Source organism: Amycolatopsis panacis, from assembly GCF_003600245.1.
GTDB lineage: Bacteria > Actinomycetota > Actinomycetes > Mycobacteriales > Pseudonocardiaceae > Amycolatopsis > Amycolatopsis sulphurea.
The window spans coordinates 176,059-201,904 of sequence record NZ_QZFV01000065.1 but is presented as its reverse complement, the minus strand read 5'-3'; the positions used below and the strand labels follow the sequence as shown (position 1 = coordinate 201,904).

At 71.3% G+C, this 25,846-nt stretch carries 19 protein-coding genes and 2 pseudogenes; 11 read left to right on the top strand and 10 right to left on the bottom strand.

What is annotated here, in order from left to right; genetic code table 11:
- Positions 1 to 33: 33 nt before the first annotated feature.
- Together D5S19_RS07895 and D5S19_RS07890 are read right to left on the bottom strand one after the other, a co-directional pair.
- Positions 34 to 2,499, bottom strand: coding sequence for an ABC transporter permease (locus D5S19_RS07895; protein WP_120022650.1), 2,466 nt, complete (start codon positions 2,497 to 2,499; stop codon positions 34 to 36).
- Positions 2,496 to 3,386: an ABC transporter ATP-binding protein gene (locus tag D5S19_RS07890; protein WP_120022649.1), complete on the bottom strand. Its 891-nt coding sequence runs from the start codon at positions 3,384 to 3,386 to the stop codon at positions 2,496 to 2,498. The genes D5S19_RS07895 and D5S19_RS07890 overlap by 4 nt, the downstream gene beginning before the upstream one ends.
- Here D5S19_RS07890 and D5S19_RS07885 point away from each other — a divergent pair.
- The 3 genes from D5S19_RS07885 to eda all read left to right on the top strand — a co-directional run bounded on the left by D5S19_RS07885 (position 3,385) and on the right by eda (position 8,062).
- Positions 3,385 to 5,346 (top strand): S9 family peptidase, encoded by a 1,962-nt coding sequence (locus D5S19_RS07885; protein ID WP_120022648.1) that lies wholly within the window; start codon positions 3,385 to 3,387, stop codon positions 5,344 to 5,346. The two genes, D5S19_RS07890 and D5S19_RS07885, sit on opposite strands and share 2 nt — an antisense overlap.
- A 164-nt stretch (positions 5,347 to 5,510) precedes the next feature.
- Positions 5,511 to 7,442 carry a phosphogluconate dehydratase gene (edd, locus tag D5S19_RS07880; RefSeq protein WP_120022647.1) on the top strand — a complete coding sequence of 644 codons (1,932 nt, stop codon included), beginning with the start codon at positions 5,511 to 5,513 and terminating at the stop codon, positions 7,440 to 7,442.
- Complete coding sequence (gene eda, locus D5S19_RS07875; protein WP_120022646.1) at positions 7,439 to 8,062, top strand: bifunctional 4-hydroxy-2-oxoglutarate aldolase/2-dehydro-3-deoxy-phosphogluconate aldolase; 624 nt, start codon at positions 7,439 to 7,441, stop codon at positions 8,060 to 8,062. Before edd ends, eda begins: the two co-directional genes overlap by 4 nt.
- Positions 8,063 to 8,859: 797 nt before the next feature.
- On the opposite strand, the gene D5S19_RS07870 is transcribed toward eda, so the two are convergent.
- The 4 genes and pseudogenes from D5S19_RS07870 to D5S19_RS07855 all read right to left on the bottom strand — a co-directional run.
- Positions 8,860 to 9,387, bottom strand: coding sequence for a regulatory protein RecX (locus D5S19_RS07870; protein WP_120022731.1), 528 nt, complete (start codon positions 9,385 to 9,387; stop codon positions 8,860 to 8,862).
- Positions 9,388 to 9,694: 307 nt separating this feature from the next.
- Complete coding sequence (recA, locus tag D5S19_RS07865; protein ID WP_120022645.1) at positions 9,695 to 10,738, bottom strand: recombinase RecA; 1,044 nt, start codon at positions 10,736 to 10,738, stop codon at positions 9,695 to 9,697.
- 246 nt (positions 10,739 to 10,984) lie between these two features.
- Complete coding sequence (locus D5S19_RS07860) at positions 10,985 to 11,179, bottom strand: DUF3046 domain-containing protein (protein ID WP_120022644.1); 195 nt, start codon at positions 11,177 to 11,179, stop codon at positions 10,985 to 10,987.
- 154 nt (positions 11,180 to 11,333) lie between these two features.
- Positions 11,334 to 11,951: pseudogene (locus tag D5S19_RS07855) on the bottom strand (Hsp70 family protein); the annotation flags it as partial.
- Positions 11,952 to 12,083: 132 nt separating this feature from the next.
- On the opposite strand from D5S19_RS07855, the gene D5S19_RS07850 reads away from it, so the two are divergent.
- The 3 genes from D5S19_RS07850 to def all read left to right on the top strand — a co-directional run bounded on the left by D5S19_RS07850 (position 12,084) and on the right by def (position 18,665).
- Entirely contained in the window at positions 12,084 to 13,283 is a 1,200-nt protein-coding gene (locus D5S19_RS07850; protein WP_120022730.1) for a glycosyltransferase family protein, read from the top strand.
- Between the two features lie 77 nt (positions 13,284 to 13,360).
- Positions 13,361 to 18,028, top strand: a complete 4,668-nt coding sequence (locus D5S19_RS07845; RefSeq protein WP_120022643.1) for an ATP-dependent helicase — start codon at positions 13,361 to 13,363, stop codon at positions 18,026 to 18,028.
- Between the two features lie 136 nt (positions 18,029 to 18,164).
- Positions 18,165 to 18,665 (top strand): peptide deformylase, encoded by a 501-nt coding sequence (def, locus tag D5S19_RS07840; RefSeq protein ID WP_120022642.1) that lies wholly within the window; start codon positions 18,165 to 18,167, stop codon positions 18,663 to 18,665.
- Between the two features lies 1 nt (position 18,666).
- Here the strand turns inward: def and D5S19_RS07835 are convergent, their stop codons facing one another.
- Positions 18,667 to 19,746 carry a GNAT family N-acetyltransferase gene (locus tag D5S19_RS07835; protein ID WP_120022641.1) on the bottom strand — a complete coding sequence of 360 codons (1,080 nt, stop codon included), beginning with the start codon at positions 19,744 to 19,746 and terminating at the stop codon, positions 18,667 to 18,669.
- Positions 19,747 to 19,788: 42 nt separating this feature from the next.
- Here D5S19_RS07835 and D5S19_RS34300 point away from each other — a divergent pair.
- The 3 genes and pseudogenes from D5S19_RS34300 to D5S19_RS33755 all read left to right on the top strand — a co-directional run.
- Positions 19,789 to 20,040, top strand: a pseudogene (locus D5S19_RS34300) (hypothetical protein); the annotation flags it as partial.
- Positions 20,041 to 20,131: 91 nt separating this feature from the next.
- Complete coding sequence (locus D5S19_RS33760) at positions 20,132 to 20,734, top strand: methyltransferase (RefSeq protein WP_325050235.1); 603 nt, start codon at positions 20,132 to 20,134, stop codon at positions 20,732 to 20,734.
- On the top strand, positions 20,731 to 20,883 hold the full coding sequence (locus tag D5S19_RS33755; protein WP_325050234.1) for a hypothetical protein: 153 nt from the start codon (positions 20,731 to 20,733) through the stop codon (positions 20,881 to 20,883). The genes D5S19_RS33760 and D5S19_RS33755 overlap by 4 nt, the downstream gene beginning before the upstream one ends.
- A gap of 348 nt (positions 20,884 to 21,231) precedes the next feature.
- Here the strand turns inward: D5S19_RS33755 and D5S19_RS07825 are convergent, their stop codons facing one another.
- A complete protein-coding gene (locus D5S19_RS07825; protein WP_120022640.1) occupies positions 21,232 to 22,014 on the bottom strand; it encodes a maleylpyruvate isomerase N-terminal domain-containing protein in 783 nt (260 codons plus the stop codon).
- Positions 22,004 to 22,480: an SAV_6107 family HEPN domain-containing protein gene (locus D5S19_RS07820; protein ID WP_120022639.1), complete on the bottom strand. Its 477-nt coding sequence runs from the start codon at positions 22,478 to 22,480 to the stop codon at positions 22,004 to 22,006. The genes D5S19_RS07825 and D5S19_RS07820 overlap by 11 nt, the downstream gene beginning before the upstream one ends.
- A 205-nt stretch (positions 22,481 to 22,685) precedes the next feature.
- On the opposite strand from D5S19_RS07820, the gene D5S19_RS07815 reads away from it, so the two are divergent.
- The gene (locus tag D5S19_RS07815) at positions 22,686 to 23,210 is read left to right on the top strand and encodes a YbaK/EbsC family protein (RefSeq protein WP_120022638.1); all 525 of its coding nucleotides are present in this window, start codon (positions 22,686 to 22,688) and stop codon (positions 23,208 to 23,210) included.
- Entirely contained in the window at positions 23,207 to 23,779 is a 573-nt protein-coding gene (locus tag D5S19_RS07810) for a GNAT family N-acetyltransferase (protein WP_120022637.1), read from the top strand. The genes D5S19_RS07815 and D5S19_RS07810 overlap by 4 nt, the downstream gene beginning before the upstream one ends.
- A gap of 371 nt (positions 23,780 to 24,150) precedes the next feature.
- Here the strand turns inward: D5S19_RS07810 and D5S19_RS07805 are convergent, their stop codons facing one another.
- A complete protein-coding gene (locus tag D5S19_RS07805) occupies positions 24,151 to 25,830 on the bottom strand; it encodes a DUF885 domain-containing protein (RefSeq protein WP_199730391.1) in 1,680 nt (559 codons plus the stop codon).
- Between the last annotated feature and the right edge of the window lie 16 nt (positions 25,831 to 25,846).

The following is a 25,846-nucleotide window of genomic DNA, read 5'->3' as shown; positions in this document are numbered from 1 at the left end:
GCGAGTACACCGTGCGTACATCGGGCCGCCGGTTCATTCGTCGGCCAGCGCCGCGACCACCGAAACCCTGGTCGCATTCCGGGTGGGCAGCAGAGAGGCGAGCGCGGCCGCCGCCCCGGCTCCGGCGACGAGCGCGATCAGCACTCCCCACGGCACGGTCAGCGTGATCCGGGTGTTGATGACGCGCGCCGCGGCGAGCCCGAACGCCGTGCCGAGCACGACCCCGAGCACCCCGCCGATCAGCCCGAGCAGCAGTGCCTCGGTGGTCAGCATCCCCCGGATCTTGGCGATCGGGAACCCCAGCGCACGCAGGACCGCGGTCTCCCGGGTCCGTTCGAGCACCGACAGCGTCATCGTGCTCGAAATGCCCAGCAAGGAAATGACGATCGCCAGCGCCAGCAGCGCGGTGACGAAGGACGTGACCTGGCCGAGGGTCCGGGCGAGCTGATCGTGCGCGTCGTAGGTGGAGGTGACCCGCGCGGTCGGGAAGGCCGCGGTGGCCGCGTCGACCACCGCCCTGGCGTCGGCCGGGCTGGTCCCGGCGGCGAAGTCGACGAGGACCAGCGCGTCACCGGTGCCGGGGAACAGCGCGTCGAACCGGTCCGGGGACACGATCGTGCGAGGCACGGCCGGTCCGGTCACCACCGCCGCGACCGGCATCGCGACGGTGCGGTCCCCGATCCGGAAGCCGACGGTGTCCCCGGCCCGCACCCCGAGATCCTGCGCCCGTTCCGGCCGCAGGGCGACCCCGCCGTCGCGGAGCCCGTCCAGCGATCCGCTGAGCACCTTCGGCCGGATCGCCCCGGCGAGGGTGCTCACCATGGTCTCGCCGTCCTTCGCCGCGGCCGGCGCCTCGCGGACCTCGGTGACGACCGCGCCGGGAGCCGCCTGCAGCTGCCCGGCCACCGCCCGCGGGATGACCGGACCGTTGTTCGCACCGGGACGCTGGATCAGGAAGTCCGCGGGCAGCGCCTGCCCGATGCCGACGTCCACAGAGGACTCCAGCGAACTCGTGATCACGGTGATCCCCGCGGTCAGCGTGATCCCGATGACCAGCGCCAGCGCGGTGGTGGCGGAGCGGCGGGGCTTGCGCAGGGCGTTGCCCGCGGCGAGCCGGCCGGGCACGCCCAGCGCCCGGCGCAAGGGGAATCCGGCCGCCCGCACCAGGATCCGGACCAGCGCCGGCCCGGCCGCGACCGTGCCGAGGAAGAACAGGATCCCGCCCAGCCCGACCAGGACCAGCCCGGACTGGCCGTTGCCGCCGGACAGCCCGGCCAGCGCGGCGAGCAGCCCCGCCGTGCAGAGCCCCGCGGCGAACACCCGGCGCACCCAGCCCAGCTTGCCGCCCGCCGAGGGCTCCTGCCCCGCGGTCAACGCGCTGACCGGCTTCGTCGCGGTCGCCACCCGGGCCGGGACCAGCGCGGCCCCCACGGTCGCGAGGGTGCCCGCGGCGAAGCTGAGCAGCAACGCGCCCGGGCCGACCGAGAGGGAGTCCATCGCGACCGCGCCGCCGAGGGAGTTCACGACCGGCATCAGGAGCCAGGCGACCCCGACGCCCAGCGCGCTCCCGAGGAGCGACGCCACCGCACCGACGATCGCGGATTCGGCGAGCACCGCGCGGAACACCTGCCCGCGGGAGGCGCCGAGGCACCGGGTGAGCGCGAGTTCCCGGGTCCGCTGCGCGACCAGGATGATGAACGTGTTGTAGATGACGAACCCGGCCACGAACAGGGCGACGATCGCGAACAGCACCAGCCCGGCGCGCAGCACCACCGGGTCGACACCGCTGCCCGCGGCCTGTTCGCGGGCGAAGTCCTGGCCGTCGACGACCCGGTACGGCCCGTTCCCGATCGCCGTGCGCATCGCGGGCACGAGCGCGGCCGGGTCGGCACCGGCGACGTCGATCTCCGCGTAACCGGTCTTCCCGGTGACCGCGCGGGCGTCCGCCTCGGTGAAGCCCATCGCCCCGTGCAAGGAGAAATCCCCCTGCCCGCGCACGTTCACCGTGCCGGACACGCGGAACTGCCGCGGCTGCCCGCCGGCGAAATCGAGCACGGACACCGTGCCGCCGATCGGCACGCCGAGCGAGGTCGCGGTCTGATCGGCGAGCACCGTCTCCCCGGCCGCGGGCAGCCGTCCGCCGGACAACGTCGTCCGCAGGGTGGTGGAGAAGCCGACCGGCGCGTCCCGGCGCGGACGGCCGTCGGCGCCGAGCACGGTGACGTCCCCGCTCACCATGCCGTCCGCCTGGCGCACTCCGGGGAGACCGGCGATCCGGCCGAGCGATTCCGCCGGCAGCGGGCGCAGCTGGTTCTCCGTGGTGGCGACCGCGGAGACCTTGGCCGCGTTCCCGACCACCTGACTGTCCACAGTGGCCTGAAGAGTGTCCCCGAGCACCAGCGTGCCCGCGACGAACGCGGATCCGAGCAGCGTGGCGAGCGCGGCCAGCAGCATCCGCCGGTAGTTGCCGCGCAGATTCGCCAGGAGCAGCCGCTTCACCGGCGGACCGCCCGTCCGAGCGCCTTCATGGTGTCGAGCACCTGTTCCTCGGTGGGGCGCGGCAGCTCCCCGGCGACCAGGCCGTCACGCAGGAAGACCACGCGATCGGCGCAGGCCGCGGCGAACGGGTCGTGCGTCACCATGACGATCATCTGCCCCAGCTCCCGCACCGAGGACTGCAGGAAGCGCAGCACGTCGGTACGGGACACCGAATCGAGGTTGCCGGTCGGCTCGTCCGCGAAGATGACCTCCGGCCGGGCGATCATCGCGCGCGCCACCGCCACCCGCTGCTGCTGGCCGCCGGACATCTCCGAGGGCCGGTGGCCGAGCCGGTCGGTGAGGCCGACGATCCGGACCACGTGGTCGAACAGCCGCTCGTCCACCGGTTTCCCGGCGATCTCCAGCGGCAGCAGGATGTTCTCCCGCGCGGTCAGCGTGGGCAGCAGGTTGAAGCTCTGGAAGATGAACCCGATCCGGTCCCGGCGCAGCGCCGTCAGCCCGGCGTCGTTCAGCTGCTCCAGCTTGGTCCCGTGGATCTCCACGCTGCCCGAGGTGACCGAGTCCAGCCCGGCCAGGCAGTGCAGCAGCGTGGACTTGCCCGAGCCCGACGGTCCCATCAACGCGGTGAACATCCTGGGGTGGAACGACACGTCGACCCCGCGCAGCGCCTCGACGAGGCCGGGCCCGGTGCCGTAGCTCTTGCGGACGCCGCGCGCCCGGACCGTGGTGGTGGCCTGCGGCGGGCTCGACAAGTTGGTGTGGATCACGGCACCATGGTCCGGCGCGGGGGCGTCGCGCACACCGGCCTGCGGGCCGGTCGTCCCGGCCTGGAGGCCGGAATTCCGGTGCGGCACGCTCGTCCGGATGGCGAGGCGAAGGGGGATCATGGGGAAGCCTGCACTGCCCTGCGGTTCGTGGCCGACACCGTTGACCTCCGCGGCGGTGACCACCGCCGTCGCCGGTCCGGGGGAAGCCATTCCCGGGAGCGGGGTGTTCTGGGCCGAGATGCGACCGGACGAGGCCGGGCGCACCGTGTTGCTGCGCCTGCTCGGCGACGTCCGATCCGAGGTGCTGCCCGCGGGCACGGACGTGCGCAGTTCGGTGCACGAGTACGGCGGCGGCGCGTGGTGGCTTCACCCGGGCAGCCCGGGTGCGGTCTGGTATGTCGACGGCGGCGACCAGCGGGTGCGGGTCCTCGAAGCGGACGGCGAACTGGTGCCGCTGACCCCGGAACCGGCGTTCCCCCGCGCGGACCGCTACGCCGACGGGCACGTCAGTCCCGACGGCACCTGGCTGGTCGCCGTACGAGAGCGGCATCAGGTGCCGGGTGGCCCGCCGGATCAGGTGCGCAACGAGGTGGTCCGGCTCCGCGCGCATGTCCCCGGCGAGCCGGAAGTTCTCGTCACCGGCTCGGATTTCGTTGCTGCGCCCCGGATCTCCCCCGACGGGCGACAGCTGGCCTGGCTGGCCTGGGACCATCCGTCGATGCCCTGGGACGACGTCCGGCTGCAGGTGCGCGACCTGGCCTCAGGCACCGAGTCCGTGGTCGCCGGCGGGCCGGGGGAAGCGGCCGCGGAACCGCAGTGGCAGCCGGACGGTTCGCTCACTTTTCTCTCCGATCGCACCGGATGGTGGAACCTCTACCGCTGGACACCCGGCCACGGTGTGACCCTGCTCGTGGTGCTCGACGCGGAGATCGGTGTGCCGGGCTGGGCGCTGGGTGGTTCGCGCTACGCCGTCCTCGATGATGGCCGGATCGTGTACGCCTGTTCCCGGAACGGGTCCGACTCGCTCACCGTGCAGTGTCCGGACGGCGGAAGGACCGAGCTGGACCTGCCGTTCACTGCGATCCGTTCGGTGCGCGCGGACGGCCCGGCGGCGTTCGTGTGCGTCGCCGGCAGCCCGGTGACGGAGCCCCTGGTGTACCGCGTGACGCTGGCCGGGGACGGCGCCGAGGCGAGCGCCCTGCAGCCCCGCCGGGAACTCGGCCTGGCCCCCTCGGACATCTCCGTCCCCGAGCCTGTCGACTTCCCGTCGGTCGATCTGGCCGGCGCACCCCGAATCGGCCACGCGCTGTACTACCCGCCGGCCGGTCCCTACCGCGGGACCGAAGGCGAACTGCCACCGCTGCTGGTGGTCCTGCACGGCGGGCCGACCGCGGCGGCGATGCCGGTCTTCGACGCCGGCCTGCAGTACTGGACCAGCCGCGGCTTCGCGGTCGCAGACGTCAACTATGCGGGTTCATCCGGGTACGGCCGGGCCTACCGAGAGCTGCTGCGCGGCGCCTGGGGTGTGCTGGACGTGGCGGATTGTGTTGCCGTGGCACGACTTCTGGCCGGCACCAGGCGCGTGGACCCGCGCAGGATGGCCATCCGCGGCAGCTCGGCGGGCGGCTTCACCACGCTGGCCGCGCTGGTCGCGGAGGACACCCCGTTCTCCGCCGGCGCCGATCACTTCGGGATCGCCGACCTCGAAGCGCTGGCCGGAGAGACGCACAAGTTCGAATCGCGCTACCTGGAATGCCTCATCGGCCCCTACCCTGCGGAGCGGGAACGCTACCGCGCGCGTTCGCCGATCACCCGGGCGGACCGGTTGCGCACCCCGCTCATCGTGCTCCAGGGGGACGAGGATCCGATCGTGCCGCGCGCTCAGTCGGAGATACTGGTGAACGCCCTGCGGGAGCACCGCGTTCCGGTGGCCTACCTGAGGTTTCCCGGGGAGCAGCACGGATTCCGGCAGGCCGCGAACGTCTGTCACGCGCTGGATGCCGAACTGTGGTTCTACTCGCGGATCTTCGGCTTCCCGGCGCCGCCGGACGTCGCACCGGTGGAGATCGAGAACCTCTGAGCGGACCGTGCCCTTCGGTGCACCTCCGATGCGGTCGGCGGGCAGTCTCTCTGAATCGATTTTGTTTCCCGGAGGTTTCCAGGCTACGGTGGTAACCGTCACGTTCCAGCGACGCCACCGCCGCCGTCCCGCGAACCCCATCATTCGTGAGCCGGGAGCCGGAGATGAGCCACCCGACCGTCGCTGTCCATCCTGTCGTCGCCGAAGTCACCGACCGTATCGCCGCGCGGAGCGCGGAGACGCGCGCGGCGTACCTCGCCCGTAGTGCCGCCGCCTACGAAGAGGGACCCGTACGGCGCGGCCTTGCCTGCAGCAACCTCGCGCACGGATTCGCCGCGATGGAGGGCGTGGACAAGCAGGCGCTCCGACAGCTGCGCGCACCCGGTGTGGCGATTGTGTCTTCGTACAACGACATGCTCTCCGCGCATCAGCCGATGCAGGACTATCCGTCGTGGCTGAAGAAATCCGTGCGTACGGCCGGGGGCGTCGCACAGTTCGCCGGCGGTGTGCCCGCGATGTGCGACGGCATCACGCAGGGGCGGCCGGGCATGGAGTTGTCCCTGTTCAGCCGCGAAGTGATCGCGATGGCGACGGCGATCGCGTTGTCGCATGACATGTTCGACGCGACGCTGTTGCTGGGTGTGTGCGACAAGATCGTGCCGGGGCTGTTGATCGGGGCGCTGTCGTTCGGGCATCTGCCGGCGATCCTCGTGCCGGCCGGGCCGATGAACTCGGGCCTGCCGAACAAGGACAAGGCAGCCGTGCGACAGCGGTACGCCGAGGGCCTCGCCACGCGCGAAGAGCTGCTCGACGCCGAAGCCGCGTCGTACCATTCGGCCGGCACCTGCACGTTCTACGGCACTGCCAACTCCAACCAGATGGTGGTGGAGGTGATGGGCCTGCACCTGCCCGGCGCGAGCTTCGTGCAGCCGAACACCCCGCTGCGGCAGGCGCTCACCGAGGAGGCCGGGCGGCGCGTCGTCGCGCTGTCCCGTGGCGAGGAGTACACGCCGGTTTCGCAGGTGCTGGACGAAAAGGCGTTCGTGAACGGCATCATCGCGCTGCTGGCCACCGGCGGGTCGACGAACCACACGATGCACCTGGTCGCGATCGCCGCGGCTGCGGGGATTCAGCTGAGCTGGGACGACTTCTCGGATCTGTCGGCTGTGGTTCCGTTGCTGGCACGGGTGTACCCGAACGGCAGCGCGGACATCAACCACTTCCACGCCGCGGGCGGAATCCAGTTCCTGGTGGGCACGTTGCTCGATGCCGGTCTGCTGCACGAGGACGTGCACACGGTGGCGGGCTTCGGGCTGCGCCGCTACACGCAGGAACCGATCCTGTCCGACGGCGAGCTGGTGTGGCGCGACGTGCCCACGCGCAGTCTCGACGAAGAGGTGCTGCGTCCGGTGTGGCGTCCCTTCGCGTCGGACGGCGGATTGCGGATGGTGGCAGGGAATCTGGGACGCGCGGTCACGAAGGTGTCGGCTGTCGCGCCGGAACACCGCGTCGTGGAGGCGCCGGCGCGGGTGTTCACGACGCAGGAGGAGTTCACTGCCGCGTTCCGGGCCGGGGAGCTGGATCGGGATGTGGTCGTGGTGGTGCGACAGCAGGGCCCGCAGGCCAACGGAATGCCGGAGCTGCACGGCCTGACGCCCGCGCTGGGTGTGCTGATGGATCGCGGATTCCGCGTCGCGCTGGTCACCGACGGCCGGATGTCCGGTGCCTCGGGCAAAGTCCCGGCGGCGATCCAGGTGACGCCGGAAGCCGCGGTGGGCGGCCCGATCGCCCGGATCCGCGACGGTGACCTGATCCGCTTCGACGCCCGGACCGGCACCCTCGATGTGCTGGTCACCGACGATGAGCTGGCCGCCCGCGCCCTGACCGACGCACCACCGTCGGAAGCGGCGTGGCACGGCACCGGCCGGGAACTCTTCGGCGCGATGCGGCGTGCCGTCGGACCGGCCGACCAGGGCGCGAGCGTTTTCGGCGCGCTCACTCCGGAACTGGACCTCGCCCGCGGCGTTCCGGCGTTCGGCCAGGGAACAATGACAGTGCCCTCGTACGCGCTCCACACCCAGGAGGTCGGTCAGTGACCACCGGCACGGACTTGCTCGCCCTCTCCCCCGTCATGCCCGTCGTGGTGATCGACGACGTCGACGACGCGGTGCCGACGGCCCGTGCTCTGCACGCCGGCGGGATCGGGGTGATCGAGCTGACGCTGCGTACGCCGGTCGCGCTCGCCGCGATCGAACGCGTGGCCACCGAGGTCCCGGACATCGTCGTCGGCGCGGGCACAGTGACCTCGTCGGCGCAAGCCCGGCAGGCCGCCGAAGCGGGCGCGAAATTCCTGGTGACTCCGGGGTGCACGGACGCTCTGCTGGACGCCGCGTTCGCGACCGGGCTGCCGTTCCTGCCGGGTTCGAGCACGGTGTCGGAAGCCATGCGACTCGCCGAGCGGGGGTTGCACGCGCTGAAGTTCTTCCCGGCGGAGGCCAGCGGAGGCGCGGCGTTCCTGAAGTCGATCGCCGGTCCGCTGCCCCAGCTGCGGTTCTGCCCGACGGGCGGCATCACGGTGTCGTCCGCGCCGTCCTACCTCGCACTGCCGAACGTCGGCTGCATCGGCGGCTCGTGGCTGACCCCGGCGAAACTGCTGGCGGCCAAGGACTTCGCCGCGGTCGAGAAGCTGGCTGCGGAGGCTGCCGCCCTGCGCTGAGGTCGTTGGGGGACCCGTCGCCTTTCGTTGGGGCGGCGGGTCTTCGCGCGCCGGAGGCTTCACAGCGGGCTCAGCGCACCTGGGCTTCACAGTGGGCTTGTGTGTCCGGGTTGGCGCACCCTGATTCGCGCGCCCGGCTTTCACGCATCGGGCCTCCGCACCTGACTAGCACGCCCGACTTCACACATCCGACTTCCGCGCGCCGGGGGTTCTCCACCCGGGGCTCCACGACCGGCTACACGCACCCGACCTTCGCCCAGCGAGAGCCTCCGCACGAGGTTCCCACCCCAGCTCCACACACCCAACCTTCGTGCGCCGAAGGCCTCCACATCGGACCTCACGCGCCCTCATTCGCGCGCTCGGCCTTTCGCGCACCGGGCTCCGCACGCCCGAGTTCACATACCCGACCTTCGCGCGCATCCGGCTTCTACTCCCGGTTTCGTGCACGTGGCTTCGCGCCCTGCCTCGTATGCCGGGAGTTTCATGCGCATCCGGCTTCACCCGACTCCCACACGCCCCGCCTTCGTTCGCAACGAGGTTTCGCACTCCGCCTTCACGCGTCAGGTCTCTTTACGCATCCCGGCTTCGCACGTCTGCTCTCCACTCACTCGGTCTTTCGCGGACCCGTCATCGCGTATCGGGCCTTCGCACACAGGGTCTTCGCACACCGGGTCTTCGCGCGTTCGGTTCCTCCGCGTGTGCGGTTCGTCGTATTCGGGTCCTCCTTGGTTGTGCATCGGTCTCCGTGTGCCCGATTCCTTTATGCAGGTACCGATCCCCGTACCTCCGGCCCGTGGTCAGTCGATCGCCGCGTCGTCGAGCAGGGTGGATTCCACACCGAACTCGCGGAGTTCGTCCCGGATCACGGTGTAGGCCAGCCCTTGCGGATAGCCTTTCCGCGCGAGAAACCCGAGCAACCGGCGGATCGCGGTCTGCTCGTCGACGTTTCCGAGGGACCCGAGCCGTTTGCGTACCAGCTCGCGAGCGCGTTGTTCCTCGGCGTCCCGGTCGACCTCCTCCGCGGCCTGTGCGGCGACCTCGCCGTCAACGCCCTTGCGCCGCAGCTCCGCGACGAGCGCGGTGCGGGACAGTCCTTGGTAGGCGTGCCGGTTGCGTACCCATGCTTCGGCGAACTCGGCGTCGTTGATGAGACCGGCCCGGTCGAGCTTGCCGAGCAGGGTTTCCACGGTGTCGCTGTCGAAACCCTTGCGCTGCAACGCCTGCCGCAGCTCCTCGACGGTACGGGGACGCGCGGCGAGGAGGTCGAAACAGATCTCCTTGGCCTTTTTCGCCCGCTCCTCCGGCAGCAGCTCCGCCGGTTCGATTTTCGGCATCCTGGCCACGACCGCACTCCCGTTTCCCGGTCCCGCCGTTCCCGGCGGCACCCTCACCTCGACGCCGATGCCACCGTCCCGGCCTCGACCACCGGCAAGGCACCCCCGGCCACAACCCCGGCACCTTCACCCGAAACCAGCCGCGGCACCGGAACACGCGACCACGACCACCGCGGCCACTGCCGCGACCGGCGCACCAGCCAGGCCCGGCAGAGGCACAGCCGGCCACCACAGCCACCGGGCACGACCACATCCGGAGCCCGGGGAGGAATCCGGCCGAATCCCTCCCCTCCCCGGATCAGAAGTCGACGGGTGCGGGCGCCGCCTCGGCTTCGGCGTCGAGCTGCGGGCCGATGCCGAGCTTCTCCTTGATGCGCTTCTCGATCTCGTTCGCGATGTCCGGGTTGTCGCGCAGGAAGCGGCGGGCGTTCTCCTTGCCCTGGCCGAGCTGGTCGCCCTCGTAGGTGTACCAGGCGCCCGACTTGCGCAGGATGCCCTGGTCGACGCCCATGTCGATGAGCGAGCCCTCGCGGGACACGCCCTGGCCGTAGAGGATGTCGAACTCGGCCTGCTTGAACGGCGGGGCCACCTTGTTCTTGACCACCTTGACCCGGGTGCGGTTGCCGACCGCCTCGCCACTGTCCTTGAGCGTCTCGATGCGGCGCACGTCGAGCCGGACCGAGGCGTAGAACTTCAGCGCCTTGCCGCCGGTGGTGGTCTCCGGCGAGCCGAACATCACGCCGACCTTCTCGCGCAGCTGGTTGATGAAGATCGCGGTGGTGCCGGAGTTGGACAGCGCACCGGTGATCTTCCGCAGCGCCTGGCTCATCAGGCGGGCCTGCAGGCCGACGTGCGAATCACCCATCTCGCCCTCGATCTCGGCGCGCGGTACGAGCGCCGCGACGGAGTCGATGACCAGGATGTCGAGCGCGCCGGAGCGGATCAGCATGTCCGCGATCTCCAGCGCCTGCTCCCCGGTGTCCGGCTGGGAGACCAGCAGCGCGTCGGTGTCCACGCCGAGTGCCTTCGCGTACTCCGGGTCGAGCGCGTGCTCCGCGTCGATGAACGCGGCGATCCCGCCGTTGCGCTGCGCGTTGGCCACCGCGTGCAGGGCGACGGTGGTCTTACCGGAGGATTCCGGACCGTAGATCTCGATGACCCGGCCGCGCGGCAGGCCGCCGATCCCGAGTGCGACGTCCAGCGCGATCGCGCCGGTGGGGATCACCGCGATGGGCGGGCGGGTGTCCTCGCCGAGGCGCATCACCGAGCCCTTGCCGTACTGCTTGTCGATCTGCGCAAGGGCGAGCTCGAGCGCCTTGTCCTTGTCGGGTGCTGCTGCCATGGAAGTCCACCTCGCTGGTTGGGGCCTGTGTGTGTTCGGTTGTCCGGCGAGCCCGCCTGAGGAGTCGGGCTCCGGTCCGACGCTACGGGGAGGGACCGACAATTCCCGGCGCGGCGACCGATCTGTGGATCGCTGGCCCCGTTGTGGACAACACCATAGACGAACAGATGTTCGAGGATTTCAGCGACACGCCCAGCACCCGCGGGTTTTTCCGCCGCGCCGCCCGAGTACCGGGGAAACCGCAGGTCAGCGCCGTTCCGGCGGGACGTCGAAGGCGGCGCAGACCGCGCGCCAGATCTCCTTGGCCGGGATCCCCGCTACCAGCGCCTGTTCGACCGTCCGGCCGCCGAGCCCGCTGAGCACGTGGTCCTGCGCAAGCACATCGGCGCGGCCGGGTCCGAACTCCTCGGCCATCAGCCGCCGAAACACCGTGATACGCATCGGCCGAATGCTAGCTCCCGGCCCGGCGCCGGGTATCACTCCCCCGGCTGCACGCTCTGCTCGAAGTAGTCCGCTGGCGCGCTCGGCGTGGTCGCCTGGTCCCCGGAATTCACCTGATAGAGGAGCCCGGCGAGCAGCATCACGGCGGCTGCGGCGATACCGATCCACCGACCAACGGCAACCGGTTCGACCCGCCGACGAGATAGACGAGATAGACGAGATAGATGCCCGCGAGACGATCTTGCGTGAGCCCGGCCGGATGCAGTGTCCGCGACAGCAGCTCGACACTGCGCAACATGGCGGGACGCACCAGGCTTTCGAGTTCACCGCGCGTGACGAGCACGTCCTTGAAGGGCTCGAGCATCGGCACCTCGGCCTGCGGATGCCGGGACAATGCTTCCTTCGCGGCCTTCACGTCTTCATGCAACGCGCGCCGCGTACGCCGATCCGCAGTCGACTCGGGGCGAAGCAACCGTTGCCAGCGCTGTGGGTCGGAATGGGACGCCTCACGGCCGACGTGGACCATCAGTGCCTGGTCGACATCGAGACCGCCGAGATCGGGCAAGCCGTCCTCGGCTCGAAACGCGTCGGGTCGAGCCGTGCGCGGCGCTCGGCGTCACGGCCCACCATGAGCGCGCCGTCCTCGCCCGCGAACACTGCGGGACGGCATGGTGGCCGACCCGTCCACTTCTACGACGCGGGGTAGCCTGCCGTGCGCGGAAAGGACGGCAACGGTGTTGGACGTCCCCAGGTCTACTGACAGGATCCGCACAGCAACTTCCCCTCAGGCTCGAACAGCGCCGGCGGAGATGCTGCCACGTACCCGGTCACAGTGTGTGCGGAGCGCGACGCGCACGACTTGCGGCGAACGCAAAAGGTCCATCCCGGTGAGGACGAGGAGACCATGACAGAGCTCGCGGACAGGCCCCCGTTCGGGCAAACGTTGACGAGCAGTCCGTCGCACCCCCTGCGGGTGATAGCGAGCAAGCTGGCCGGATCCGGTTACGTACGCGCGGCAGCACTGTTCCTCGCGGTAAGGCTGATCGGCGTCAGCGTGCTCGCTGCCATGGCTGCGCCGCGCGGCATGCCGTTGATCGAACGGCTGCAGTCCTGGGACGGCTGGTGGTACCTGCAGATCGCCCAGAACAACTACGGGGGCGTAAGCAACCCCACGGACGTTGTCGGGCTCCCGTACCCCGACGCGCCGTACGGCTTTTTCCCGCTGTACCCCTCCATGACCGGGCTGATCGCGAAGCTGCCTGGGATGTCCTTCGTCGCCGCGGGCATCCTCCTGTCCACAGTCGCCGGGATCGCCGCAGCAGCAGCGCTGTATCGCATCGGCCGACTGGTCGACAGCCCGCGTACGGGACTACTACTCGCTGTGCTGTGGGGCGCCGCGCCCATGGCGATCACGCAGAGCATGGTGATGACCGAAGCGCTCTTCACCGCGCTGGCCGCGTGGGCGCTCGCCGGTGTCCTTGAACGCAACTGGTCTCTCGCTGCCGTTGCGACGCTCCTCGCCGGGCTCACGCGGTCGACTGCAACCGTGTTGATCGCCGTCGTGGTGATAGCCGCGGCGATAAGCGTGTTGCGGAACCAGCAACGGTGGGCAGCCCTCGCGTGCATTGTCACCGCGCCACTCGGCCTGCTCGGGTACTGGGCTGTGGTCGCGGCACAGATAGGCAGTGTGACCGGTTGGCAGGACGTCGAACTCCGCGGGTGGAACACGCGTTTCGATGGCGGCGCCGAAGCGTGGAACTGGCTCACGCACACGCTCTTCGGGCCGGGCAACGCATGGGAGACGCTCGTTTCGCTCGTGACGCTCGCCGCGGTCGTGCTCGCCGTCGTCGCGGTGACCGGCCGCAGGATGCCGTGGCCACTGGCCGCCTACGCGGCGGGCGTCGTGGTGCTGGTCCTGTGCAGTGCCGGGCTGCCGTTCCTGAAATCGAGGTTCCTCCTCCCCGACTTCGCGCTGCTGCTTCCGATCGCGATCGGGCTGGCTCACCGCCGGACGTCCACGATGATCGTCACGACAACCTCGTTCGTGCTGGTCGGAGCCTGGTTTTCGGCCTATTCGCTGACCGTGTGGCAGTACGCGATCTAAGCCGTTTCGTCACCCACACGAGGGGATCCGGGACGGGCTGCCCCGGCGGGCCGCGGAAATTGTCGGAGGTGCCGCGCATGATGGATCCCGTGGCAACCGACGTCCTCGACCTCTTCTCCCCGGCGACCCGCACCTGGTTCGCCGGAGCCTTCGCCGCCCCGACGGCCGCGCAGGAAGGGGCCTGGCGGGCAGCACACGCCGGGCAGCACTCCCTGGTCGTGGCTCCCACCGGGTCCGGCAAGACGCTGTCCGCGTTCCTCTGGGCGCTGGACCGGCTGTCGGTGGAACCGGCTCCGGCGGACCCGCGCGAGCGGTGCCGGATCCTCTATGTCTCCCCGCTGAAAGCACTGGCGGTCGACGTGCAGCGCAACCTGCGCGCGCCGCTGGCCGGCATCTCCCAGGCCGCGCGGCGGCTCGGCCTGCCGGTGCCGGAGATCGAGGTCGGCATGCGCACCGGCGACACCACGGCGGCCGAGCGCCGATCGTTCGGGAAGACCCCGCCGGACGTGCTGGTCACCACGCCGGAGTCGCTGTTTCTCATTCTCACCTCGTCGGCGCGGGAATCGTTGACGGGCGTCGAGACCGTCATCGTCGACGAGGTGCACGCGGTCGCGGGCGGCAAACGCGGCGCGCATCTGGCGCTGTCGCTGGAGCGGCTCGACGCGCTGCTGCCCCGGCCGGCCCAGCGCATCGGGCTGTCGGCGACCGTGCGCCCGATCGACGAGGTGAGCGCGTTCCTCGCCGGTGGGCGACCGGTCACGGTGGTGCAGCCGAAGCTCGCCAAGACGATCGAGGTGCGGGTGGAGGTGCCGGTCGAGGACATGGCCAACCTCGACGGTCCGGCCCCGTCGCCGATGGAGCGGCTCGACGACCTCACGTCCTTGTCGCAACTGCCCTCGGAAGGCGGGATCGGCACGCAGGAGGAAGTATCCGGAGCGGCGGTCCACCGCCCGTCGATCTGGCCCGCGGTCGAGGAACGGGTGCTGGAGCTGATCCGCGCCCATCGCTCCACCATCGTGTTCGGCAACTCGCGGCGGCTCACCGAACGGCTCACCGCGCGGCTCAACGAGCTGGCCGCCGGGGAGACCGGGCCGGTCCCGGGCGAGGCGTTCCCGGCCGAAGCCGTCGGGCAGTCCGGCGTCACGACGGGTGCGGCGCCGGTGATCGCGCGAGCGCACCACGGGTCGATGTCACGCGAGCAGCGCACCCATGTCGAGGAGGAGCTGAAGTCCGGGCGGCTGCCGTGTGTGGTGGCCACATCGTCGCTCGAACTCGGCATCGACATGGGCGCGGTCGATCTGGTGGTGCAGATCGAGGCCCCGCCCACCGTCGCTTCCGGCCTGCAGCGCGTGGGGCGGGCCGGGCACCAGGTCGGCGCGGTGTCCTCCGGCGTGATGTTCCCGAAGTTCCGTGGGGACCTGGTGTCGTGCGCGGTGGTCGCGGAGCGGATGGCGGCCGGGGCGATCGAGGCGGTGCGCTATCCCCGCAACCCGCTCGACGTGCTGGCCCAGCATGTCGTGGCGATGGTGGCGCTCGAACCGTGGACCGTGCCGGAGCTGGCGGCGCTCGTCCGGCGGGCCGCGCCGTTCAGCTCGCTGCCGGACGACGCGCTGCACGCGGTGCTCGACATGCTCGCCGGCCGCTATCCGAGCGAGGAGTTCGGGGAGCTGCGTGCCCGGATCACCTGGGACCGGGTCGGCGGCGAACTGCACGGCCGGCCGGGTTCGCAGCGGCTGGCCGTCACCTCCGGCGGCACCATTCCCGATCGCGGGCTGTTCACCGTGATGACGCCGGGAGAGGAGGGCGGGCCAGGGTCTCGCGTCGGCGAGTTCGACGAGGAAATGGTGTACGAATCGCGGGTCGGCGACACGATCCTGCTCGGCACCTCGTCCTGGCGGATCACCGACATCACCCATGACCGGGTCCTCGTGGTGCCCGCCCCCGGCCAGCCCGCGCGGATGCCGTTCTGGAAGGGCGACGCCGCGGGACGGCCGCTGGAGCTGGGGCGGGCGCTCGGCGCGTTCGTCCGTGAACTGTCCACTTCGGACACCGCGGGGGCCCGCGAGCGGGCTGCCGCGGCCGGGCTCGACGGGCGGGCGTGCGACAACCTGCTGGCGTACCTGGAGGAGCAGAAGTCCGCGACCCGGCACGTGCCGAACGACCGCGTCATCCTGCTGGAGCGCTACCGCGACGAGCTGGGCGACTGGCGGATCGTGCTGCACTCGCCGTTCGGCGCGCAGGTGAACGCGCCGTGGGCGCTCGCGATCGCGGCCCGGCTGCGGGAGAACCGCGGGGTCGACGCACAGGTGGCGCATTCCGACGACGGCATCGTGCTGCGGCTGCCCGACGCGCTGGACGCCGAGGGCGGCGAGGTCACCATCGGCGCCGACGACGTGCTGCTCGATCCCGAGGAAGTCGAGCAGCTGATCGTCGCGGAAGTCGGCGGTTCGGCGGTGTTCGCGGCGCGGTTCCGGGAGTGCGCGGCCCGGTCGCTGCTGCTTCCACGGCGTGATCCCCGCCGGCGCACACCGTTGTGGCAGCAACGGCAACGGGCGTCACAGCTGTTGTCGGTCGCCGCGAAGTACGAGCGGTTCCCGGTCGTGCTGGAGGCCATGCGCGAGGTCCTGCAGGACGTCTACGACGTGGGCGGTCTGCGGGAGCTGATGGCCGACGTCCGGGCGCGCAAAGTCCGATTGGTCGAAGTGGAGACTCCGGCCGCGTCGCCGTTCGCGCGGAGCTTGCTGTTCGGCTACGTCGGGATGTTCCTGTACGAGACCGATGCCCCGCTCGCCGAGCGGCGGGCCGCGGCGCTGTCGCTGGATTCCGCGCTGCTGGCCGAATTGCTGGGCACCGAGGCGATCCGGGAGCTGCTCGATCCCGAGGCGGTCGCCGAGGTCGAACGGTCGCTGCAGCGGCTCGATCCGGACCGCCACGCCCGTTCCGCCGAGGAGACGGCCGACCTGCTGCGGTTCCTCGGCGACCTGTCCGTCGCGGAGGCGGCGGACCGCGGGATCCGGCCGGAATGGCTGGCGGAGCTCGAATCGGCGCGGCGCGCGATCCGGGTGCGCATCGGCGGCGAGGAGCGGTATCTGGCCATCGAGGACGCCGGACGGGTGCGGGACGCGCTGGGCGTCGCGCTCCCGGTCGGCGTGCCCGAGGCGTTCACCGAACCGGTCGCCGATCCGCTCGGTGACCTGCTCGGCCGTTATGCGCGGATCCGCGGCCCGTTCCCCGCGGCGGCCGCCGCCGGCCGGTTCGGGCTGGGTACCGCAGTGGTCACCGGCGTGCTGGACCGGCTGACCGGCGAAGGCAGGCTGGTGCGCGGCGAACTGAGCCCGGTCGGCCATCCGGACACCCACGGCGTCGGAGTCGAGTTCTGCGACGCGGCCGTGCTGCGACGGCTGCGGCGGGCGTCGCTCGCGCGGCTGCGTGCCGAGGTCGAACCGGTGGAACCCGCGGCGCTGGGCCGGTTTTTGCCCGCCTGGCACGGCATCGGCGCACGAGTCCGGTCCGCACCGACCGCCGATGACGTGCTGTCCGTGGTCGAGCAGCTGGCCGGTGCGCCGTTGCCGGCCAGTGCCGTGGAGTCCCTGATCCTGCCGAGCCGGTTGCCGGGCTACTCGCCGGCGCTGCTCGACGAACTCACCACGGCGGGCGAGGTCACCTGGGCCGGGTGCGGGGCGCTCTCCGGCGGCGACGGCTGGCTGGCGCTGGCCCCGTCCGACGTGGCCGATCTGCTGCTGCCCGAGGTGGAGGAGAATCCGCCGGACAGTCCGCTGCACGAGGCGATCCTCGCGGCGCTGGAGGGCGGGGCGCTGTTCTTCCGGCAGCTCGTGGACCGCGCCACGCCACTGGTGGAAACCCCGCCGGACGATGGCGCCGTGGTGGCAGCGCTGTGGGATCTGGTGTGGGCCGGGCTGGTCACCGGCGACACGCTCGCGCCGCTGCGCGCCCAGGTCGCCGGCGGTGGAGCACACAAACCCCGCCGGGCCGCGCCCCGCGGCCGGTACGCGCGGATGCGGGCGGGCCGCCCGGCCATGCCGTCCCGCACCGGCCCGCCGACCGTCGCCGGGCGGTGGGCGCTCACCCCGCTGCGGGAGACCGACCCGACCCGGCGTGCCCACGCGCGGACCGAGTCCTTCCTGGAACGCCATGGCGTCCTCACCCGTGGCGCCCTCGACACCGAGCGGGTCACCGGGGGTTTCTCCGGTATCTACAAGGTGCTGCGCGGGATGGAGGACGCCGGGCAGGTGGTGCGCGGGTATGTGGTCGAGGGGCTCGGTGCGGCGCAGTTCGCCGCCAAGGGCGCCGTCGACCGGTTACGCGCATCGTCCGGAGCCTCGCCGTCCGGTCCGTCGCCGACGGACCGGGGTCACCAGAGCGCGGTGGTCCTCGCGGCCGCGGATCCGGCGCAGCCCTACGGCGCCGCGCTGCGGTGGCCGGCCGCGACCGGCGACACGAAACACCGCCCGGCCCGCAAAGCCGGCGCTTTGACCGTACTGGTCGACGGAATACCTGCTCTGTACGTCGAGCGAGGTGGCCGTTCCCTGCTGAGCTTCACCGAGGAGCGGGCGCCCTTGCAAGCGGCCGCGACCGCGCTGTCCACCGCGGTGCGGGAAGGCTGGCTGGGCCAGCTGGCGGTCCAACGGGCCGACGGCGAGCACGCCCTGACCTCGGAGCTGGCCGGAGTCCTGCAGGAAGCCGGTTTCCGGGCCACTCCGAAGGGCCTCCGCCTGCGTGCCTGACCCGATCGATCGCTGCAGAAAGGATTCCGAGACGACAACAGTTCGCGCGGTTGATCCGCGCATACCCCGCCGGGCGGGCGATCCGCGGTCAGTAAGCTGCACGACGGCCCTTCGGTGAGCTAAGGACGTTGTGAACATGGCTATGCGCGAGCTGCGCTACTTCGGTGACCCGGTGCTGAAGTCCGTCTGCGATCCGGTGACCTCCTTCGACGGCAAGACCGAGGCGCTGGTGAGGGATCTGCTGGACAGCGTGCAGCCGGAGGGGCGCGCGGGGCTCGCGGCGCCGCAGATCGGGGTCGGGCTGCGGGTGTTCAGCTACGACGTCGGCAAGGCGACGGGGTACGTCATCAACCCCGAGGTCGTGCACGTTTCCGAGGAGACGCGGGAGATCGGCGAGGGCTGCCTGTCTGTTCCCGAGCTGTGGTTTCCCACGGTGCGGCCGGACCACGTGGTGGTGCGCGGGGTCGATCTGCGCAACGAGCCGATCCAGGTCGAGGGCACGGAGGTGCTCGCCCAGTGCCTGATGCACGAGACCGACCACCTCGACGGCAAGCTCTACCTCGACCGGCTCACCCCTGAACGGAAGAAGCAGGCCCTGCGCGAAGCACGCGGCAAGGACTGGTTCTGGAACCGGTGAGTCACCGCGGCGACGGGATCTCCACCCGTACCGTTTCCGGGTCGTCCGGTGCCGGGGCGGCGTGCAGTCCGGCCCGGAGCGCGGTGCGGATCATCGCGTCGTTGCCGGGGAGGCGGTTCGCGGTGAGCCCGGTGATCGACCGTGCCGCCGCCAGCACGGTCATCCTCGCCAGCAGTGCGGTGCCGATGCCCTGACGTTGCCAGGAATCCTCGACCAGGAGCGAGATCTCCGCGGTCCGGTCCGGCTGCGGGATGAGCTGGCCGAATCCGAGGACGTCCCGGCCACAGACCGCGAGCACGCTCAGGCCGCCCGGCGGCAGCAGCAGTTTGTGCAGCCAGTTTCGCGGCACGGTGCGGATTCCGGTGTGATAGCGGCTGTACAACGTCGTGCTCGAACATCGCCGGTGCAGCTCGGCCACGGCTTCGGTGTCCCGGAGTGTGCCGGGGCGCAGCACGACCGCGGCGCCGTCCCGGCGGTCGAGCACTACAGCGCCCGACAGGTTGTCGCGTGCCGCGGCGAGAAGATCGATCAGCGTTGCCACGCGGGTCAGTTCGAGATCGACGAACGGCGCCCAGTGGCGGCGTGCGACCAGCACTTTCGTTGTGTCGAGCGGGAAAACGGCCCGATGCCCGCCTTCGGTGCGATCCGGGTTCGCCTCGGCGGCCGGGAGGAGGGTGACGAGGTCGGCCGCCAGCACGTGACGCACCGCTTCGATGAGCTGCGGAGGCGCGTCGACTGCTTGCTTCGCAGCGAGAAGCATGGCGGTTGGTGGATCCCGTAGTTCGTGCAGGTCCGTTTCGACGATTCCTGAACAGGCGCAGCCCTCCTCCCGGATCGCGGCGGCGAGCACGTGCTTCGGCAGGCCCTCCGCCGGGCGCAGCACGATCTCGTCGAGCACCCCGCCAGGAACCGGGAGCACGGTGAGCCCGAGGACGTTGCACTCCAGATCGGCCAGCCGGACGGCGATGCGCGCGAGCGTGCCGGGCCGGTCGTCCATCCGCACCCGGACCCGCCACACCGGCGTCACCGGTTCCGTTCCGGCCGGAAGGACCTGCGTCGTTCGTGCTCGGAATGTCTCCATGGTTCCACGGTCCCCGTCGCCGGTAACCGGCCTGCTCCCCGGATGTTTCGCCCATGTCAGCAGTCACGCGCGATCGGTGATCCGGACGAAACATCCGCCGGCGTTAACCGGTTGACCGGCATGCCATCGTCGATCTTCGTGAGCGAACAGGACTTTGCCACGCTCCGGGAACTCGCCGGGCTGGCCACTCCGATGGCATTACGGGTCGCGGTCACCTTGGGGCTGCCCGATCGGCTGCGCGGGGACGGTGCGGGCATCGAGCAGATCGCGGCGGAACTCAGTGTTTCGCCGGTCGCGCTCGAACTCCTGCTGGGGCACCTCGGCACGCTCGGCGTCGTCGACCACGGGACCCGGCGGCTACCGGACCACCGCCTATGGCACGGCCTTGTGCGCGGACGCGGGCAACGGCCTGGCGAATCTCCTGGACCTGACCGCCGCGGGTGGGCGAGCGGAGCTGGCCTTTACCGAACTGCTGCACAGCGTCACCACCGGCGAGGCCGGGTACCCCCGGCGGTACGGGCAGGATTTCTGGGCGGATCTCGCCGCGCAGCCGCGCCTGCGGGAATCGTTCGACCGGCAGATGACGCACCGGTTCCGGGACCAGATACCGCAGGTCGCCGCCGGGCACGACTGGGGCAGGTACTCCGGCATCGTGGACGTCGGGGGCGGGCGCGGCACTCTCCTCGCCGCGATCCTGCTCGCGCATCCCGCGGTGCGAGGTCACCTGATCGACTTGGCCCCCACTGCTGCCGCCGCCGAGCGCACTTTCCGCGGCCACGCCCTCGGCGACCGGGCGCGCGTCACCGCGGGAAGCTTCTTCGACCCTCTTCCGGCCGGCGCGGACGCCTATCTGCTGTCCGACATCCTGCACGATTGGGATGACGAGCACGCCCACCGGATCCTGGCCCGCTGCGCCGAAGCCGCCCCCGCCACCGGCCGCATCCTGATCATCGAACCGGTCGGCGGCCGCCGCGGGAAAGCGCCATGAACCTGGCCATGCTCACGATCTTCGGCAGCCGCGAACGTCGAGTCGACGAATTCCGCACTCTCGCCGCCGCCCACCGCCTGATCCTGGACCAGGTGACCGATCTGAGCGACCAACGGTGCCTGCTGGAATTCCGCCTCACCGACCACTGATCCACGACGGTTGCCGCCGCGTCCGGTGTCGTTCCGCGCCGGTGTCGTTCCGAGGCACAACCCTTGCAAGACAAGACATCGGCGAGATCGATCGCGTCACCACGCGAACCGCGGCCAGGCGCTCGGGCACAGCGGCACAGCGGCACAGCGGCACAGCGGCACAGCGGCACAGCGGCACAGCGGCACAGCGGCACAGCGGCACAGCGGCACAGCGGCACAGCGGCACAGCGGCACAGCGGCACAGCGGCACAGCGGCACGGAAAACCGAAGCACACCGGGCGACAATCGACCAGCCAACGAGGCCCGAAAGTCCAGCAACGCAAGCCCGACGGAAGAAGAACCCCGGGTTCAGCGGGTGGCCAGCCGGAGCAATGCCCAGAGCTGCGCGGACAGCTCGTGATCCCCCTCGGTGTGGGTCGCCGTCACCGGGGTCCGGCCCCACAGCCAGAGATACACGGTGGCGGGAGAACCGGTGACCACGGCGTCCGCGGTATCCGCTTCGGACGGGGCACAGCGCCAGGCCTCGGTTTCACCGGGGCCGGCGCGGGCGATCCAGCTGTGGCCGCCGGGGTGGGAGCCCTCGGCGTGAAAGCCCACGGTGCCGTGGCGGGTACCGGAGATGCCCATGGTGGTGAGGCGGTGTCCGAAGTAGAGGGTGAGCGCCTCGTCCACGCCGTCGGTGGCCAGGTCTTCCGGGACCGCCGGGACGCCGGTGGCCGCGGCGCGTTCGGCGTCCACCCGGTGGATCAGGGTTTCGTGCAGGGCGCGGCGGCGCCAGAAACCGTAGGTCGGATCGGCGGGCCACCAGGTGGCGGCGCGGGTCTCCGGGTCGTGCGCGGCCAGCTCGGCGGCCAGCTCCTCGTGCCCGGACTCGTAGAACCCGGCCACGGACTCGCCCGCGGCCGGGGCCGTCCGCCATCGCCCGGGACGGCGGCCCCGGCGCAGCCACGCCACCGCGTACCGGTGGATGCTTCCGACGTGCTGGAGCAGATCGTTCAGCGTCCACCCGGGGGTGGCCAGCACGGGAACGTCCGGCGACGCCGTGTGGGCCACCTCGCCCAGCAGGCGGGCCTCGATCCGGAACGCCTCGAGCAACCGGCCGTGATCGACCGTGCCGAGTTCACGCGACATGGGCTTCGCCGGAGATCGGCAGGCCGTGCACGACCCGTCGGACCAGCTCGAGGAACCGGCCGGTGGCCTGCAGCAGATCGGCGGCCGATTCGGCGGTGACGCGGCCGGTGATGCCCGCCTCGGCGGCGGCCCTGGTCTCGGAGTTGGCGGCGAAGAACGCCGACCAGTCCCGCAGCTCGGGTGCCACCGCGTCGAGCAGCACCCAGCCGCTGGCCGGACGGCCCCGGCCCCGGCGCGGCCGCCCGCGGGCGGCGAGCACCGCCCCCGCACCGCGCAGTGCGGCCAGGTAGGCGCCGATGAAACGCTCGGCCGGATCACGTTCGTTCGCGGCGTGCGCCAGACCGCGCTTCGCCTGGGTGAGCAGGGCCGCGGCGGCCGGGTGCGCCGGCGGGCGCAGCGACAGCGGCAGCTGCGGCTGCCCCCGGCCGGGGGGACCATCCGCGGGGGACACGGCCGAGACGGACATGACGACCCTCCTCCTGCTCGGGCGGGACCGGTCCGGCCACGAGGCGCTTCCCCCGCCCCGGGGCCGGTCCGGGATTTCCCACCGGATGTCGAACGTCTGTTCGAACGATTCCAGGATAGCTCCGGGGGCGGGCGGGCTCAACCCTGGCGGGGAAATCCAGGGCGTGGCTCCGGACACGACCACCCCGGCGTGGTCTCATAACCGCATGAGCTCCCACGATCACCCCGCCGTCGCCAAGGTCACCGCCGCACTGGCCGAGGCGGGTCACCAGGCCGCCGCCGATCGGGTGCGGATGCTGCCCGCCGAGGTCCGCACCGCCGCGCAGGCCGCGGCGGCGCTCGGCGTCCCGGTCGGCGCCATCGCCAACAGCCTGGTGTTCCGTGCCCGCACCGCGGACGGCGAGGAGGCCGCGCTGCTCGCGCTCACCTCGGGGGCGCACCGGGCGCGGGAATCCCGGATGGCCGAGCTGGCCGGCTTCGCCGAGGTGGGCAAGGCCGACGCGGCGTTCGTCCGGGAGCACACCGGGCAGGCGATCGGCGGGGTCGCCCCGATCGGGCACCCTGCCCGGCTGGTCACGCTCGTGGACCCCACGCTGCGCGAGTATCCCGAGGTGTGGGCCGCGGCCGGGCATCCGAAGTCGATCTTCCCGGCCACGTTCGACCTGCTCGTCGAACTCACCGGGGGTATCGCGGGCACGTTCGCCGGAGAAGGGGAGGATGAACGACCGTGACCGCCATGTCCTCCGGATGCTCCCGCTACGTGCGGCTCTCCGCGGACGAGTTCCGCGCGCGGCTGCAGGAAGCCCTCGCGATCTACGTGCAGGCCATGCAGTACCCCGAGGGCACGGCCGAGCAGCGCGCGCCGATGTGGCTCACCCACGCCCTGCGCGACGGCTGGCGCTGCATGGCCGCGCTGGACGGCAACGGAGTGCTGCTCGGTCTCGCCTACGGGTACCACGGCCGTGCCGGGCAGTGGTGGCACGAGCAGGTCCGCCAGGGCCTCACCCGGCGTTCCGGGCGAGAGAAGGCGGACGAGTGGCTGTCGGACTACTTCGAACTCACCGAGATCCACGTACGCCCGGAAAACCAGGGCAAGCAGATCGGCGAGGGCCTGTTGCTCGGGCTGCTCGACGGCGTCGAGAAGTCGAAGGTGCTGCTCTCCACGCCCGAGGGCACCAACCGTGCATGGAACCTGTACCGCCGCACCGGGTTCGTCGACGTCCTGCGTGACTACCACTTCACCGGCGACCCACGGCCGTTCGCGATCCTCGGACGGCAGCTGCCGCTGGAGCGGCGCTGAGTTCACCGTGGTGCGAGCCGCCGGTAGCCCACCGAGACCCGGCAAGAGCCGTTACGTGGCACCGAAACCCACGAGCGCCCCGAGGAGGGACCACCTGATTCCGTGAAGGTGCCCTTCACGGACTCAGCGGCCAGGGTGTCGGCAAAGTTGGTCGGGGACCCGGCAGTGGGCGATGCGGAGGTGTGTGCGACCACCTCGTGGCGTGCGCCGGACCGGTTTCGGGTCTGTGAAGGGACCCTTCACAGACTCAGAGTCCGTGAAGGGTCCCTTCACGGACCTCTACACCGACTTGCCGGAACCCTGGCCCCAGCGTCCGTGAAGGGACCCTTCACCCGGCCTCACAGCAGGCTGCCCCGAGCCCGCGCACCGGCTCAGTCCAGCCGTGCCAGTTGCTCCCGAAGCGTGTCCAGCCCCATCCCGCCCATGCGCAAAGCCTTGGTGTGGAACTGCTGCAGGTCGAACGCCGCACCCTGCCGGTGGCGGGCCTCTTCGCGGGCGGCCAGCCACAGGCGTTCGCCCAGTTTGTACGCCGGGGCCTGGCCCGGCCAGCCCAGGTAGCGATCGATCTCGTCGCGGACGTGGGCCTCCTCGGTGATCGTGCGGGTCAGCATGAATTCCAGGCCCAGGTCCGGGGTCCAGCGTTCGCCCTCGTGGAAACCGGTGCCGGCGGGGATGGTCAGTTCCAGGTGCATGCCCAGGTCGACGACCACGCGGGCGGCGCGGAACAGCTGGTCCGACAGCATGCCCAGCAGGTTGCCGTCGTCGGAGAGGTAGCCCAGTTCCCGCATCAGGCGCTCGGCGTACAGGGCCCAGCCCTCACCATGCGCGGAGACGAAGGTCATCAGGCGCTGGTACTTGGTGAGCGTCGCGGCCTGGTTCACCGCGGTCGCGATCTGCAGGTGGTGGCCGGGCACGCCCTCGTGATAGACGGTCGAGACCTCGCGCCAGGTGATGAAGTCCTCGCGGTCGGCGGGGACCGACCACCACATCTGGCCTGGGCGGGTGAAATCCTCGCTCGGCCCGGTGTAATACGCGCCGACGCCGCCACCCGGCGGAGCGATCCGGCAGTCCAGCGCCATCAGCCGGTCCGGGATGTCGAAGTGCTTGCCGCGCAACGACTTCAGCGCGTCGTCCGACAGGGTTTGCATCCAGGCTTCGAACTGCGGCCGGCCGTGCACGTGGTAGCGCGGGTCGGCGTCGAGTACCTGCGCCGCCTCGGCGACCGAGGCGCCCGGGCGGATCCGGCCGGCCACCTCGCGCATGTCCGCCTCGATCCGGGCGAACTCCTCCCAGCCCCACTCGTAGGCTTCCCGCAGGTCCAGCTCCGCGCCGATGAAGTAGCGCGACCACAGCCGGTAGGCGTCCTCGCCGACCGCGTCCTTCGCGGGGGCCTCCGGAGCCAGCTCGGCCCGCAGGAAGCCGGCGAACTCGGCGAACGCCTTCCCGGCCGCGCGGGCACCGGCGTCCAGGTCACCGCGCAGCGCGTCGATCTCCGCGCCGGACACCAGGTGGCGGAAGAATCCGCCGCCGTCCTTGAGTACGGCCCAGGTCTCGCACTGTTCGGCGACCTTGGCGACCTGTCGCAGCGCCGACACGCGCCCGTCTCCGGCCGCGCTGAGCAGCGACGCCCGCATTCCGGCGAGCGCCTCCGGGACCGCGCGCAGCCGGGCCGCGATGTTCGCCCAGTCCTGCTCGGTCTCGTTCGGCATCAGGTCGAACACCATGCGCAGGCTCTGCACCGGGCTGTCGATCACGTTGAGCGCCGCCACGTCGAGGCCCGCGTCGTGGATCTCCAGTTCGAGACCGGTCCGCTCGGCGAAGACCGCCTTGGCGACCCGCTGCCCCGCGTCGGCGGGCTCCGCGGCGGTGATCGCGGCCAGCGTCCGCCGGCCCAGCTCGGCACGCGCGGCGTGGCCCTCGGGCGAGTAGTCGGTGAGCCGGTCGTCGTAGCCGGTGACGCCGAGCATGGTCGCCGCGACCGGGTCCACGGCCGCGTAATCGTCGACGTACCGGTCGCAGATGCCCGGCACGCTCTGTTCGGTGGAAGCCATGCCCGGCACGCTACCG